We start from the raw sequence: 16,294 nt of genomic DNA, 5'->3' as shown, positions 1-16,294 counted from the left end.
TCTTAAATAAAGACTATGACAACCTCATGAAATGTACTTATCCTATTACCAACTCATCAATGATGTTCTTGACGCCGGTACTGTTGATCTGCTTTCGGAAGTGTACGGTATAACCATTTGCTGTCATGGCCTTGAAGAACTGCTCAGCACACGAAATCTTGGTGTCCTCATCAGGTGAGATATGTGACTCCTTATCATACGCCTTAGTCTCAATCACGATGTTCAGTTCTTTGGAGCCGTCGGACTTCTTGACCACATACATAAAATCTGGACTATAGTTACTTGAAGCCACTGTTGGAATACATATGCTGTGTGATGGAATCTTGCCATATACGATGACTTCATCTATCTCTGTCTTGATATTCTGTAATTCCAAACCTGAGTCATGAGCATAAGCATCATAGAGATACTTGACGGGTGGGTCGCCTGGCACACTCTTATTGCCAATGTATGCCTGAACAACTTCATCCTTCACTGTTCCATCAGCATTGGTGAGCTTGGTTTCCTTCACTGTGTAGTTGGCTTGCTTATAGCGCACAAAACCAACGAGCTGGTCACATTTCCAATCATCTACAGCACCTATCAATCTGGTCAACGAACTATCGTTGAACATTTCGTTGGTGAGATGATAGCCACCATTTGCTGCTTCACATATAGCCTTATGCAGAATATGAATAGGAATGTTGGTGTATCTTGAAGCTCGCTTTAGGTACTCATTATAGCTATAATGGCGGTCATGCAATGTCAATTCTGCATGAGCACCTTCATTGGCAACTGCTACGTTTCCCTCGAATTCCAAGACTTTACGAGATGACTCTACGGTCTGAAGAGAGAATACGTGCTTATCATTGATGATTGAAGGCAGTTCGGCTTCTATCTTCTTGTCTATCGCCTTATCAAAGTACAGAACGTACTTCCTATTCAGTTGTGCCCACAGCTCTCGCAGTTCCTCAAATCTTGCCTTACGGATATGAATCTTATCATTACGACTGCTGTTACGATTGATGATACGATTGGTATTCACACCACTTGTAACATCCTTAAACTCAGGATATTCAATCAACATATCATCAAACTTCTCTGGAACCACCTTCTTATCAAAGTCGACATAACCTTTAGTCATCAGTTCAATAAAGAACTTATTGACTTCGATATTGCGCTTCTCGGCAACCTTGATGATATCTTCTGCGGTAATTGAAAGCGGACTCTTCTGGTCAGCGTCAAGTTCACCATTGATTTCAGCCACCAGTTTGTTGGCAAAGTCCTTCTCCGTAAAATCTACAATGTAGTTGAGCATGAAGGAAGAATCGCTGATGCGGTTTCCTGCACTGTCAACGGGCAGACGCAGTCCACGGCCTACCTCCTGCAACTTACTGATTTCTGATCCACTTGAGCGCAACTTGCAGATAGTAAACACATTCGGGTTATCCCATCCTTCTTTCAATGTCCATTTAGAGAACAGGAATCGCAGGACGTTTGGCTTGCCCTCCTCATCCGTAAAGCTCAAGAGTTCTTTCTTGCCATGAAGAATCACCTTCACCTCGTTAGCAATATTCTCATCCGAGTCGTTATTGTCTTGTGAGAAGTATCCTGCACATGAAGCATCTATATTTTCAAGAGTGGCTTTCAGATAAGCCTCGTATTCAGGAGTGTTCTGTCGTGCCAGTTCCTTCTTTACTCTTGCATTCAATATATCGATAAATTTCTTTCTGAGCCAGCCATCGTTCTTACCTTCTGGTCCGCGGAAACTTTCAATACTGTCAATAAAGAACAGAGCCAGTGTCTTGATTGGCAGTCCTTCGCGACAGAAATTCTCACGTTCTGTCTCAAAGTGACGCATCAAGGCCAGCTCTATCATACCCTCTTGATAGGACATACCGTATTGATCAGGGAAAAACTCTTCGCCAGTCTGCTTCTCCTGACCATTGCTCAGGCTGACACCATTTTTGCTGATAGCCTCTACGACAACGCCATCCAAATCATTATCAATGGAGCCAAGACTCTCACCCACATGAAGCGTGAAGGTCTTACCTGTATTGTCTGCACTTGTCAGCTTCATGTTGGCGCTATCACCTTTCACGGTTGATAGTACCTTCACCTTCTTTTCAGCCTTCTTACCTCCAGGCAACTCCAGATGCTCTTTTGCAACGCCCTTTATGAGTCCTTGATTGAAAGAATCTGCTGCATTCAAGTCATAAATTAGTTCTTGATAGTCCTTTACCGCATGTTTGTTCTTACCTTTACCTACCGTAAGCTCTGGGAATGTAGCACCATAGCGCAACACCAACTGAGGTCGGAAGTTCTCAATAAGTGCAGTATATGATTTGCTAGCACGCTCCACACGATGCGGCTCGTCGATAATCAACACAGGCTTAGTATCCGCAATAGCATCCACTGGACGATGGAATTCGCCCAGCATCTGGTCATAGTCCTCACGAGTCAGCAACTTACCATTAGTAATGAGTTGCGTATTAAGCAACAGCACGTATATCTTATGCTTGGCATGGTGAGTGCCATAAAAGAAATGTCCTACGGCAGAAGGCATATTCAGACGCCCCTTCTTCTGTTGCTTCTGAGGTTCCAGTAGGCACAACTCTATCTCTGCATTGTAGTTGCACACCATCTCAAAGTGGCGTTTCACCTCTTGTTCCTTTAGGAATGATGCAGTACCAGCCTTGATAGGCAAGGTAGGAACGGCAATGATGAACTTGTTGAATCCGCAACGCTTATGCAACTCAAACATGGTTCGGGTATAGACGTATGTCTTGCCTGTACCCGTCTCCATCTTGACATCGAGAATACGATGATAAGGCAAGTTCTTAATCTTATCCGACAGCATATAGGGCGTCACCCTTTGCTTGGTGGCTTTATCCAATATATTGCCATTCTTACGCACCAAGCGTAAAGCTTCACCATCGAGCTGTCGCTTCAATAGTGGGTTCTGGTGGCTCTGCTTAGCATGTTCCTGTATAGAAGCCTCTACAATAGCAGCAACGCCGTCAACAGGCATCGTCTGATGTGCGAGGTTATTTTCGAGTTTTAATTCCATGTATCTTATACTGCTGGGAGAAGTTGATTTATAGCGTCAATGATAACGAAGTAGAATTCTGCATATTTACCCTCGGAATTTGGATGTTGCAAGCCGTCTCTAAATGCAATTAGTTCATCTTCATTGAGAACCCAAAGTGAATCAATTGCTGCTTTACGACGACTATTCAAATATTCGCCATCTAATCCCAATATATCAATGTCCTTTTTTGCTTCTTCATCATTATAATGGATTTTACCGTTTAAATCATACCAGAAAGCATTTTCACAAGCTCGATTTAAAGGAGAATAGGTAATCTCTTTAGATCCCTTGGCTTCATCACAATGAATATAACCTTTGCGTTGAGCTTTTGACTTGGAGGCATCTTTCCTAAGTTCAATTTCTTTCTTAGTCGCTCTACATGAAAGAAGAAGATTTTTATATTCACCAACAAACTCTCTATGAGCTTCTTTAGGCAAAACATGTTCAACTCGATATTGAGGATTGAAAGGATATTCCAACTTCATCCCACAATAACAGCATACGCCACCTTGCTCTGAATACATCTGCTCCTTTAATGCAAAAAGTGTGGGCATATCGCGAACAATTTCATATAGTTGTCCTCCTGATTTACCAGCATGTATCTCGGAATTTCGAAGACTATCTTCGTCCATATTAAGTTTTTTCAATTCCTGCTCGTGCTTAATGACAGTAGGAGTATCATAATGCTTTTCTATGTACCTCATTTGCCAATAATTTCTATACGGTTAATGATAGCACGCAGTTGTACCAATTCTATTTGGTCGGCTGGAGTCTTTGCTTCGAGTTCAGCTACAGTTGCCTTTGCTGCCTGTATATCTTTCTCAGCCACTTCATCCCATGCTTTGTCGAAGAGTTCTTGAATCTCAGGTTTACGCTTGCTCACATCCATATTCTCTTCCAGCATCTGATTATAGTCAATGCCATGTATGTTGCGCCATTCCTCTGGAGCATCGCACGCAGGAGTCATACGCATCACCTTGTTTCTGCCAGTAACAGTATCTATATCCGTCAACACCAATGGTGAATGTGTAGAAACAATAAACTGAATGTTTGGGAAGGTTTCTTGGAAACACTGGAGAATTACTTGCTCCAGTGCAGGATGCAAGTGCAGATCGATTTCATCAATGACAACGATGCCTTCAGAATCTGTTGTTCCATTCAGAATATATGAACGGTACGCTATGTCAAGAGCCATATAGAAGATACGCTTGTAACCGGCTGGCAACTTCTCGAATGGTGGGTTCTGCCCATCTTTCGTTTCCAGACAGAGTCCATCTTCTTCATAAACGCTGACAAATACATTCTGCACATCGATTCCTGGCAGCTTCTTAGAAAAATTGACAAGACACTCCCGAATGGAAGATATTTCTGGGTTATACTTATTGAAATCTTTTAGAGCATTTTCCAATCTTGCCCGATGGAGATCCACATCCTCACGATATTCATTTTCATTGATATCACCTGAAGCCTTTAACTTTTCACATTTAGCCAAAGCCGACTCTTCTTGCATCACATTCATCTTAGCTCTATTCCATATTGTCCAGATTTTAGTTAATCTTGTTATCCAAAGGTCTGAATAAGCCGTTTCATCATCCCAACCAAGATAACCAAGATTACGCAAAGACAACTGGGTCTTTGACAAAGTTGATGCTTTAGTAGAAATATGCGGAAAACTGTCAGAGAAATAAGCAAATACAGGGAAAGTACCGGTTTCCTTAATCCTTGACATCAACAGCTTATAAGCAGTTTTATATTTCGAAGGCTGCAATGCAAATGTTGATGTTAATGCATACATATCCCAATCTAAGGTAGTTTCCAAAAAGTCTGCTTCTGCATGTATACAGATGTAAGGAAGAGATAAACCAGACTTTTCATCTCTAACGATGTCTTCCTTCTTTCTATATTGATTAGGTCTAAGAGATGGGAATCCCGAAGACAAAGTGAGTTCGCCTTCCTCCACTTTGTCATTTTTAAAAGCGAAGCTCAACGCCTTATGTATAGCATGTATCAATGTAGACTTGCCCGAACCATTCTTGCCAAACAGTACGGTTACACCGGGTGCGAACTCAATGGTGTAGTCGCGGAAGCAACGGAAGTTGCTGATATGTAATTTCTTTAGATACATTGTATATCGTCTTTTAATATCTTACATCTATGTTTACAGTCAAAGTCTTGTTGCCATCCTTCAGCGTGCGGAGGTTCTTCTGCAGTTCCTCACGATGGGTGAAGCCGAAACTGTAGCCGAAGATCACAATGTTGTGAGGAGAGAACGGCTCACCATTATACTTATCCATCAAGGCTGCAATGCTTCTTTCGTCGAAATCATGGTCCGGATTGATCATATATAGGTGGTCACCCTTCCAGTAAGACTTGTAATTGCCAAGCATCACTTCCTCTGCATCCTCGGTCAAACCATATCCGTCAGCGACGAGCCATGTGCGAAGCACGGTCTCAAGACCGAAGTCATCCACATTCAAGGTCGTGATATTATTGGATATTGGATCAAACTGTTCCATCAGCAGCAATGCGTCCTCTTTCGGTTCCTCCAAGGTGTAATGTTTGAAGCCAAGGTCACCTGCAAAGAGCGGATTGTCTTCCTTAATTTTCTTGGCGGCTCGCTTGATGCGCTCAAACCCCACATAATCATATGTTGTTGGATACCCCAAAGACTCTAACCAATTTATAGTATTTTCTATTGTTTTTTTCTTAGATGCATCACAATTTTCAAGTCTATCTTTGAGATTAAATGGTAACTGAACCAATACAAAACTACAATTTCTTTCAGAGGAACAGTGTTGCATAACAGAATCTGCCGTAGTAGCACTTCCCCCAAAGAAATCTAATACAATACAATCCTGTGCATCAGCAAAGCTAAGTATCATGTTAATATATTTGGAAGGTTTGGGGTAATCCGCATATTCGCCCCCTAAAAGTGCTTTTAATTCTGTTGTTCCATTCTGATTATTTATCTCTTTATCCATCCATATGGTTTTACGTTTAGTATTACGTTCACCATTATCTCTTTCTAAATAATCTTTTATATCAATATCATATTCCTGACGTTTTTTTACAAATCTTGGAACAAGTCGATATATCTCTTTATTACATTTTTCTTTACCCCACATCCAACGCCCATCACGTCCATCAGATTTTTTGGGGACTACCACTTCCCAACCTTCTTTTTCAGACAATGAGATTTCTTTTGTATTAGAATTTACATATATAGGGAAATACATATCTGGTCTATCAGTACGTAATGATGCAGATCCTCTCTGGCGTAGACCTAACAGCCTATATTTTTTGCCATCTCCATCATCATAACAATATTCTGCTTTCTGTTTTTCTGTTAGTTCTTTACCTTTCACTGAAGCCTGATCTTTATTTTTTGCATAGCATAAAAGATAATCATTAACCGTAGCTACAAAAGTATCAGATTGTCTTCCTCTTGGATTTGATTGAACAATTATCTGTGCTATCAGATTTTCCTCACCAAACACCTCATCACACAGCCTCTTCAGATTCGCCTGTTCATTATCATCAATTGATATAAATATTACGCCATCATCAGTAAGCAAGTCGCGCGCGAACGACAAACGAGGCAACATGAAGGTGAGCCAAGCCGCATGGCTGGCACTTCCACGACGAGTCATAGATAGAATACGCTCAGCACGCTCACGACTTACATCCAAGCGTTTGGAAAGATCATCAGCTGTGAAGTCGAACTTGTCGTTGTACACAAAGCCATCAGAGCCTGTATTGTATGGTGGGTCGATATAAACCACCTTCACCTTGCCGCTATACGACTTCACCAGATGCTGTAGAGCATCCAGATTGTCACCACTGATATAGACATTCTGACTATCCTTGTTCTCTGGCTTAGCATTATGCTCCTCGTCAGGACGAATGAGCGTGGTAGTGTCCATATTGGTAAGCATACGGGCGTAGTTCTTGCCCAACCAGTTGAAACCGCTTGTTTCGTCGGTGATAGTAGTACCTTCAGGCAATGCAGCCTTGAAATCCTCTATATCAAATTCGCCATCAGTATGGAAGCATTGTGGAAAATACTTTTTCAGCACCTCCAATTCTTTCAGTCCCGCTGCGGCATCAGCGTTGTGATTCATTATATCTTTTATCATATTTTATATCGTTCATTAATTAAGATGTAGAAAAAGAATTTATCTGCTTGGTATCCAGCGGTTCTCTACCGACACTTCAATGCTCATATTGTTGTTGAAGTTGTAGCGAACGGTTGCACCGATGCGGTCGCCGAAGTTGTAGATGTCGTAAGGCGAATATGAGGGCATTCCGTAGAAGTTGCGGCTGAAGCCACCTAATGTTCCGTAGCCTGCGGGACCATAGCCGTAGTAGCCGCCGTAGGGACTGAAGCGCAGACGGTTGGAGATGTTGTTGGTTATAGTCTTCTGTCCGTAGACGTAAGCCTCCCAATGCTCGTTGAATCGATAGCCCATTACGGCCTGCACTCCTGCGTCGCGCCAGTTGTCGCCTGCAAAGTTGACATTGTTGAGATATCCGCCCACGGCTATCGACAACTTGTCGTTGACAGGCATGGCGTACATCAATGCTATGTCCTGCTGAAAGCCGGCTCCATGATGGGCACCTTTGCCAAACTGTGCAAACACCGAGGCTCCTAACTGCACGTTGAGTCCACGATGAAGAGCCCAACTATTCCATCCGCTGAAGCACATAGGATAGCGTGCTATGGCTTCGGGCTGACCATAACGATTGATGCGCGGCAGATGGAGCGAGTCCTGATGAATATCGTTAGAGATAGGGGTTGACTGTTCGGCTACTTCTGCTTCACGCCATTGGCGCGAGTGTCCGCCATAGCGTGTGGGCATAATGCGCTGTAGGGCAGAGTCGTCAAACTTGGCGGATGGGGTAGTGCTGCCGGTGTTGACTTCCTGGGCTGCCAATGTTGAGGCCATAGTCAATAGGATGACTATGACGGCAAGCGCTCTATTGATTTTTATGGTGCGTGATATTGTCATTGTTGTAAGATGCTTTATTCTTTGTTTGCCACAAATTTACGTATAAAGCGTGTAAAATATTGGTGTTTTCATACACTTTAACGATATTTTCCTTAATATTATTGAGAGTTATCCGTGATAAATATTACCTTTGAGGGCACATATTGTAAACCTAATAATAATATCCACTAACGACAATGAATATATTCAAAGCTTTATTCGGCAGCAAGAGTAAGCCGACAGAAGAGGTAAAGAAGGACGTGACACGTGATTTCAACGTGCTGAAGTATGACGGTGTGCGAGCTTTGCGCGAACGCCAGTTCGACTATGCCATCCAGTGTCTGTTGAGAGCCATTGATATGAATGGTGCTGATTTGGAGTGTCGCGACTATCTGTCGCAGGCTTTTATCGCCACCGACAATCTGTCGCAGGCTTACGAACAGTTGCAGAAGATGGCTGAAGAGTGTCCTGATAATATAGCAGTTTTGTTGCGCATGGCTGATGTGGCGTATATGATGGAGAACTATACGGCTATGGCCGATGTGTGCGAGAAGGCTATGATGCTCGACGGCGACAACGTACAGGTGTATTTCTACTATGCCAAAGCGTGCTGCGGTCATGGCGACCTGACCAATGCCGTGGTGATGCTGAGCAAGGCTTTGATGCTGAATGCTGACTTTGATGCAGCCCGATTGCTGCGTGGCGAATTGCTGCTTGAGAGTGGTGACGTGGAAGAAGCAGCTGAGGATGCTGACACCTTGTGTGCACGCATTGAGGGCAATGAGGACGTGCTGTTGCTCAAGGCACGTGTAGAGAAAGCCAAGGGATGTATGGCGGAAGCAGAAATTGCCTATGGTAAGGTGATTGACGCCAATCCGTTCTCGATCGATGCTTATAGAGAACGTAGCGAAGTGCGCAAGGCGTTGGGCAACAACGAGGGTGCCAATGCCGATGAGGCTGCTGCCAATGAGATGCAGCAGGAGCCCCCGCAGCCTAACGAAGGCATTGAGCAGAATATAAAGAAGAAAATGCAGCAAATGGACCCGTATAAGGTTTTTAATAATGAGTAAAGCCCAAAGCCCCACCCCCGGCCCCTCCCCCGTAGGGAGGGGAGCGGTATGCTTGGCTGCTTGTTTTCTTGGCTGTTTGTCTCTTATCTCTCGTTTCTTGTCTGCTTGTCCTCTCGTCCACTATATATATAATAAGGTGTAATCTTATATTATGTTCCGCTTTTTGTGGAATTGTAAGGAAAAGTTCATTTTTATTGACATTTTATCGCTAAAAATTTGTGTGTAACAAATAATTGTTTTACATTTGCACAAAACAAAAATAGAATCAAGTTATGAACAATACTTTTGCATACATTTATCGATTTTACTTTTACTTTACAAGAAATTGTGAAGCGGTAAGTCGTGTGCAAATTTAGACTTAGGTTAGAGTGTATAAATAATAAACAATATACGAACCCCGCTTCACACAAACGTGAAAGCGGGGTTTTTTTAATTTAATACAATGAAGAGAATAGCTATACAGGGCTTCCACGGCTCTTTTCACGACATCGCCGCCCATCAGTACTTCAAAGGCGAGCAGATACAGCTTATTTGCTGTGCCACCTTCGAGCAGGTGTACGAGAATATGCGACGCGACCCTACCGTGATAGGCATGACGGCGATAGAGAACACGATAGCCGGAAGTTTGCTGCACAACTATCAGTTGTTGCGCGATTCGGGTGCTACTGTGGTGGGCGAGCATAAGCTTCACATCGAGCATTGCATCTGCTGTCTGCCCGACGACGACTGGTCTACGGTTACTGAGGTGCACTCTCATCCGGTGGCGCTGGCACAATGCAACGCTTTCCTTGCCAATCATCCCGACATAAAGGCTGTTGAGGCAGAGGACACGGCGGGTTCGGCAGAGTACATAGCCAAATACAAGTGCAAGGGATGGGCTGCCATCTGCAACGCTTCGGCTGCAAAACTCTACGGACTGAAGGTGCTGCAAGACCAGATACAGGACAACAAGCATAACTACACAAGGTTTCTGGTGGTAGCCAATCCCAACAAGGCCGACTTCCTCCGTCCGCTTGAAAAAGCCAACAAGTCGAGCATCGTATTTCATGTGGCTCACGAGGAAGGCTCGCTGTCGAAGGTGCTGACAATTCTCTCGTTCTATGGCATCAATCTGACGAAGATACAGTCGTTGCCGGTAATCGGGTGTGAATGGGAATATCTGTTCTACGTCGACCTGACGTTCGACAATCTGACACGCTATCGGCAGAGCATCGATGCAATAATTCCGCTGACACGATCGCTCAAGATACTTGGAGAATACGAAGCGTGCTAAGCACGCAATTAGGAATGATGAATGAGGAATGTTGAATGAGGAATGGTCGGCGAAGCCGATGAAGAATTATTCAATGAAGAATTAATAAATTCCACACTCCACATTCCACATTCCACATTGCGGCTCTGCCGCAACCAATTCAACATTTAACATTCAACACTCAACATTATGACAATACAACCCGCCGACCGACTCTCGTTGGTTCAAGAATATTACTTCTCGCGCAAGCTCAAAGAGGTTGCCAAACTGAATGCAGAGGGACAGGACATCATTTCCCTCGCTATAGGATCGCCCGACATGCCACCGTCGAAGCAGACTATCGACAAACTGTGTGAGGTGGCATCAAAGCCCGAGGCACATGGCTATCAGCCCACAATGGGTACGCCGGAGCTGCGTGAGGCAATGGCAGGATTCTACAAGCGCTGGTATGGTGTCGATGTTGACCCGAAGACCGAGGTGCAACCGCTCATTGGTTCTAAGGAAGGCATTCTGCATGTGACATTGGCCTTTGTCAATCCAGGCGAACAGGTGCTGGTGCCCAATCCCGGTTATCCTACATACACGTCGTTGAGCAAGATTCTCGGTGCCGAGATTGTCAATTACAATCTGCGTGAGGACAACGGATGGCAGCCCGACTTTGACGAACTGGAGAAGATGGACCTCTCGCGTGTCAGACTGATGTGGACCAACTATCCTAATATGCCTACCGGTGGCAACGCCCGTCGCGAAACCTACGAACGACTCGTTGCCTTCGCCAAGAAGCACAACATCGTTGTAGTGAACGACAATCCCTACTCGTTCATCTTGAACGACAACCCGATGTCGCTGCTGCAGGTGCCTGGCGCAAAGGACTGCTGCATTGAGTTCAACTCGATGTCGAAGAGCCACAACATGCCGGGTTGGCGTGTGGGAATGTGCGTATCAAACCCCACTTTCATCTCGTGGATATTGAAGATAAAGAGCAACATTGACTCTGGTACGTTCCGTGGAATACAGCTCGCAGCTGCCGAGGCTTACAATACCAACACTCCCGAATGGCACCGCGAGGCTAACATCACCACCTACCGTCGTCGTCGCGACATTGCCGAGCAGATAATGACCGAACTCGGATGTACGTTCGATCCTAATCAGGTGGGAATGTTCCTTTGGGGAAAGATTCCCGAGAAGTATAAAGACTGCGAAGAACTCACCGAGCGTGTACTGCACGAGGCACGGGTGTTTATCACTCCGGGATTTATCTTCGGTAGCAACGGACAGCGATACATACGAATCAGTCTGTGCGCCAAGGACGAGAAAATCAAGGAGGCGCTGGAGAGAGTGAAGGGAATGAAATAGAAAGCCCTACCCCCAGCCCCTCCCCCGTAGGGAGGGGAGTGATGTGCACAGCTAATAAAAAAATAGAGAGTATAAAGAAATAAGATAATAAGAAATACAATAATAACAAAATAAGCCTTACATACTACTCCCCTCCCTACGGGGGAGGGGTAAGGGGGTAGGGCTTCTAAACGATTACGACTATGGATTTAGAATTACAGCCATTAAACTTACCGAGTGACAACCCACGCCCATTCGTAATTGCCGGACCGTGTTCGGCTGAGACCGAAGAGCAAGTAATGACAACTGCACAGCAGCTCAAGAAGCTTGGATGCAAGATGTTCCGTGCCGGTATATGGAAACCGCGTACCAAACCGGGTGGCTTCGAGGGCAACGGCGAGATGGCTTTGCCTTGGATGAAGCAGGTGAAGGAAGAGACAGGCATGCTCACAGCTACTGAGGTGGCAACTCCTGAGCACGTGGAACTGGCTCTGAAGTATGGCATTGACATATTGTGGGTAGGAGCGCGCACATCTGCCAACCCGTTCGCCATGCAGGCACTTGCCGACAGCCTTAAGGGTGTTGACGTTCCGGTGTTCGTGAAGAACCCAGTCAATCCCGACCTTGAACTGTGGATTGGTGCTATGGAGCGTATCAATCAGGCTGGCGTAAAGCGTATGGCTGCCATCCATCGCGGTTTCTCAAGCTTTGACAAGAAAATATACCGCAACCTGCCTATGTGGCAGATTCCAATCGAGTTGCGCCGCCGCATTCCCGACCTGCCTATCATCTGCGACCCGAGCCATATTGGCGGTCGACGTGAACTGATTGCTCCGCTCTGCCAGCAGGCTATGGACCTTGGCTTCGACGGACTTATGGTAGAGAGCCATTGCTCGCCCGACAACGCATGGAGCGATGCCAAGCAGCAGGTTACTCCCGATGTGCTCGACTACATTCTCGGACTGCTCGTAGTGCGTTCGGAGACTGTCACCACTGAGGGCATTCACGAATTGCGTAAGCAGATTGACGAACTCGACAACAGCTTGATGGAACTTCTTGCCAAGCGTATGCGCGTGTGCCGCGAGATTGGCCAGTACAAGAAGGAGCACAACATGACCATTCTTCAGACCGTACGCTACAACGAGATTCTCGACAAGCGTGGCGCACAGGGTTCACTCTGCGGTATGGATTCGGAGTTTGTCAAGGAAATCTTCGAGCACATACACGAGGAGTCGGTAAGACAGCAGATGGAGATAATTAATCAAAAGTAAAAAGCGCTTCGCGAATTTTGAATTTTGAGTTTTGAATTTTGAATTATTCTCGGCTTCGCCTGCGATTTTGAATTTATGAGTTATGAATTCTCAATTCAGAAGTCGTCATTGGTGAGCAATTCAAAACTCAGAATTCAAAAACTCAAAATCGCCAACGGCGACCAATTCAAAATTCAAAACTCAAAATTCAAAACTCAAAAATGAAAATACTTGTTCTTGGTGCCGGCAAGATGGGCAGCTTCTTTCTCGACGTTCTCAGTTTCGACCATGAGACAGCTGTATACGAGAAGGATCCGAAGCGCATGCGCTTCACTTACAACTGCCAGCGTTTCACCACGCTCGACGAGATAAAGGAGTTCCAGCCGCAGCTCGTCATCAATGCCGTTACACTTAAATACACTATATCAGCCTTCAAGGAAGTGATGCCAGTGCTTCCCGACGATTGCATCATCAGCGACATATCGTCTGTCAAGACCAATCTGAAGGAGTTTTACGAGCAGTCGGGACATCCATACGTCTCTACTCACCCGATGTTCGGTCCTACATTCGCCAACCTCGGACAACTCTCGGAGGAGAATGCCATCATCATTACAGAGGGCGACTATATGGGTCGCATATTCTTTAAGGACCTCTACGCACGATTGGGACTCAACATCTACGAGTACACCTTCGAGGAGCACGACAAGACCGTGGCATACTCATTGAGTACACCATTCGTCAGCACCTTCGTCTTCTCTGCCGTCATGAAGCATCAGGATGCGCCGGGCACAACATTCAAGCGCCATCTTCGCATAGCCAAAGGAGTGCTCAACGAGGACGACTATCTGCTTCAGGAAATTCTGTTCAACCCGTACACCAGCGGACAGGTGGCACAGATACGCGAAGAACTCGGCGAACTGATTGACATCATCGACAATAAGGATGCCAAGCGTATGAAGGCTTATCTCACAAAGATTCGCAACAACGTGAAGCAGGATATTGAGAATATATAAATACGTATCAATCTTTCAGTAGTAAAGCGCATTGCTTACAAAACGAAAGTGATTGTGTGTGATTTTGTTGCAAATCGTATATTAATGCGATTTTTTAGAACTAAATTGTTGGTAGTTATGCAAAATCTGATTACCTTTGCAGCAATAGACAGTGTTCAAGGATAGCTATTGTATAAATCGACATGCCCCTACGATGAATTCAAGGCGATAGACATGGGACACTTTATGCAAGAAAAGAAATAGATAAACCAAGAAACAATATGCAAATGAAACATCAGTTAAGAAGCGCAGTGTGTACTGAAGGCCGCCGTATGGCAGGAGCTCGCGCTCTTTGGGTAGCCGCAGGTATGAAACATGAACAGTTTGGCAAACCCATTATTGCTATTGTCAACTCGTTCACACAGTTTGTACCTGGTCACACACATCTGCATGAGATTGGACAGATTGTGAAGAAGGAAATTGAGAGTATGGGTTGCTATGCTGCCGAGTTCAACACCATCGCCATTGACGACGGTATCGCTATGGGACACGACGGTATGTTGTATTCTTTGCCGTCGCGCGACATTATCGCTGACTCAGTAGAATACATGGTCAACGCACACAAGGCTGATGCTATGATTTGCATTTCCAATTGCGACAAGATTACTCCGGGTATGCTGATGGCGTCTATGCGCCTTAACATCCCTACCGTGTTCTGTTCGGGCGGACCTATGGAGGCTGGACGATGGAACGGCGAGAATGCCGACCTTATCACAGCTATGATTAAGGGTGCCGACAAGACAGTTTCGGATGACGAACTGGAGAAGATTGAGAAGTGCTCGTGTCCGGGATGCGGATGCTGCTCGGGTATGTTCACAGCCAACTCTATGAACTCGCTTACCGAAGCCATCGGTATGGCTCTGCCTGGCAACGGCACTATCCTCGCAACTCACAAGAACCGTATCGAACTCTTCAAGGCTGCAGCTCGTCAGATTGTGAAGAACGCCTTCGCCTACTATCAGGACGGCGACGAGAGCGTGTTGCCACGCAGCATAGCCACTCGCGACGCTTTCCTCAATGCCATGACTCTTGATATTGCCATGGGTGGCAGCACCAACACCGTGCTCCACTTGCTCGCTATCGCCCAGGAGGCTGAGACCGAATTTACAATGGCTGACATCGACCGCTTGAGCCGTCACGTGCCTTGCCTGTGCAAGCTCTCGCCAAACACCCAGAAGTATAGCGTACAGGAGTGCAACCGTGCTGGTGGTATTCTCGGAATATTGAACGAGCTGAACCGTGGCGGACTGATTCACGGCGACGTGAAGCGAGTAGACGGAATGACGCTTGCCGAGGCTATGGCTGAATACGACATTACAGGCGAAAGCATTTCTGCCGAAGCCGACCGTATTTATCACAGCGCACCGGGCAGAAAGTTCTCTACACAGATGGGTAGCCAGGATGCCCAGTGGGAGTCGCTCGACGCCGACCGTGAGAACGGTTGCATCCGCTCGCTCTCTCACGCCTACACTAAGGATGGCGGACTGGCTGTACTCTTCGGCAACATTGCCCAGGACGGATGCGTGGTTAAGACAGCAGGTGTAGACCCGTCAATATGGAAGTTCAGCGGTCCTGCCAAGGTGTTCGACTCACAGGAGGCAGCTTGCGAGGGCATCCTCGGTGGCAAAATCAAGAGTGGCGACTGCGTTGTCATCACTCACGAGGGTCCGAAGGGCGGTCCGGGTATGCAGGAGATGCTCTATCCTACATCTTATATCAAGAGTATGCACCTCGGCAAGGAGTGCGCACTCATCACCGACGGCCGTTTCTCGGGCGGTACGTCAGGACTCAGCATCGGACACATCTCGCCTGAGGCTGCAGCTGGTGGCAACATCGGAAAGATTAAGGATGGCGACATCATCGAGATTGACATCCCCAACCGTTCAATCAACGTGAAGCTCAGCGACGAGGAACTTGCAGCACGTCCGCAGCAGCCGCTGACACGCGACCGCCATGTAAGCAAGGCATTGCGAGCATACGCCCAGAGTGTAAGCTCGGCAGATAAGGGTGGAGTGAGAATAATCTAAAAGCCCTACCCCCAGCCCCTCCCCAGTAGGGAGGGGAACGGTATGCTTTGCAATTGACAAGTATTGGCTGATGCGATGATGATTGGCTGATAATATAATGTGAGAGAAAATTAAGTGTAATAATAAAAAATTCCCCGACAATACCCTTTAAACTCTAAGTAGAAGTTTTCGATATCAATAAAATTGATTAGCAAATCATATTACTCCCCTCCCTGCGGGGGAGGGGTAAGGGGGTGGGGCTTTATATATA

The 16,294-nt window shown here is 45.9% G+C and carries 11 protein-coding genes; 6 read left to right on the top strand and 5 right to left on the bottom strand.

Annotated elements, in window-relative coordinates:
* Positions 1–37: 37 nt before the first annotated feature.
* From I6E49_RS10790 to I6E49_RS10770, 5 genes are read right to left on the bottom strand one after another with little or no spacing between them, the layout of a single operon-like run.
* Positions 38–3,049, bottom strand: a complete 3,012-nt coding sequence (locus I6E49_RS10790; protein ID WP_235402278.1) for a type III restriction-modification system endonuclease — start codon at positions 3,047–3,049, stop codon at positions 38–40.
* Positions 3,050–3,054: 5 nt separating this feature from the next.
* Positions 3,055–3,774 carry a retron system putative HNH endonuclease gene (locus tag I6E49_RS10785; protein ID WP_235402276.1) on the bottom strand — a complete coding sequence of 240 codons (720 nt, stop codon included), beginning with the start codon at positions 3,772–3,774 and terminating at the stop codon, positions 3,055–3,057.
* Positions 3,771–5,195, bottom strand: a complete 1,425-nt coding sequence (locus I6E49_RS10780) for an AAA family ATPase (RefSeq protein ID WP_235402274.1) — start codon at positions 5,193–5,195, stop codon at positions 3,771–3,773. Before I6E49_RS10780 ends, I6E49_RS10785 begins: the two co-directional genes overlap by 4 nt.
* A 13-nt stretch (positions 5,196–5,208) precedes the next feature.
* A complete protein-coding gene (locus I6E49_RS10775) occupies positions 5,209–7,206 on the bottom strand; it encodes a site-specific DNA-methyltransferase (RefSeq protein WP_235402272.1) in 1,998 nt (665 codons plus the stop codon).
* A 39-nt stretch (positions 7,207–7,245) separates the two neighbouring features.
* On the bottom strand, positions 7,246–8,079 hold the full coding sequence (locus I6E49_RS10770; protein WP_235402270.1) for a hypothetical protein: 834 nt from the start codon (positions 8,077–8,079) through the stop codon (positions 7,246–7,248).
* Between the two features lie 176 nt (positions 8,080–8,255).
* Here I6E49_RS10770 and I6E49_RS10765 point away from each other — a divergent pair, with 176 nt between their 5' ends.
* The 6 genes from I6E49_RS10765 (at position 8,256) to ilvD (ending at position 16,044) form a co-directional block, all read left to right on the top strand.
* Positions 8,256–9,128, top strand: a complete 873-nt coding sequence (locus I6E49_RS10765; RefSeq protein ID WP_235402269.1) for a tetratricopeptide repeat protein — start codon at positions 8,256–8,258, stop codon at positions 9,126–9,128.
* Between the two features lie 442 nt (positions 9,129–9,570).
* On the top strand, positions 9,571–10,401 hold the full coding sequence (locus tag I6E49_RS10760; RefSeq protein ID WP_235402268.1) for a prephenate dehydratase: 831 nt from the start codon (positions 9,571–9,573) through the stop codon (positions 10,399–10,401).
* Between the two features lie 168 nt (positions 10,402–10,569).
* Positions 10,570–11,736: a pyridoxal phosphate-dependent aminotransferase gene (locus I6E49_RS10755; RefSeq protein WP_235402267.1), complete on the top strand. Its 1,167-nt coding sequence runs from the start codon at positions 10,570–10,572 to the stop codon at positions 11,734–11,736.
* 182 nt (positions 11,737–11,918) lie between these two features.
* A complete protein-coding gene (locus I6E49_RS10750) occupies positions 11,919–12,986 on the top strand; it encodes a bifunctional 3-deoxy-7-phosphoheptulonate synthase/chorismate mutase type II (RefSeq protein ID WP_235393385.1) in 1,068 nt (355 codons plus the stop codon).
* A 200-nt stretch (positions 12,987–13,186) separates the two neighbouring features.
* Positions 13,187–13,978, top strand: coding sequence for a prephenate dehydrogenase (locus I6E49_RS10745; RefSeq protein WP_235393386.1), 792 nt, complete (start codon positions 13,187–13,189; stop codon positions 13,976–13,978).
* 266 nt (positions 13,979–14,244) lie between these two features.
* Positions 14,245–16,044 (top strand): dihydroxy-acid dehydratase, encoded by a 1,800-nt coding sequence (ilvD, locus tag I6E49_RS10740; RefSeq protein ID WP_235393388.1) that lies wholly within the window; start codon positions 14,245–14,247, stop codon positions 16,042–16,044.
* Positions 16,045–16,294: the final 250 nt, after the last annotated feature.

The sequence above is a fragment of the Leyella stercorea genome (genome assembly GCF_021531655.1).
The sequence above is the reverse complement of the archived record's forward strand: the minus strand, read 5'-3'. Positions and strand labels throughout refer to the sequence as shown.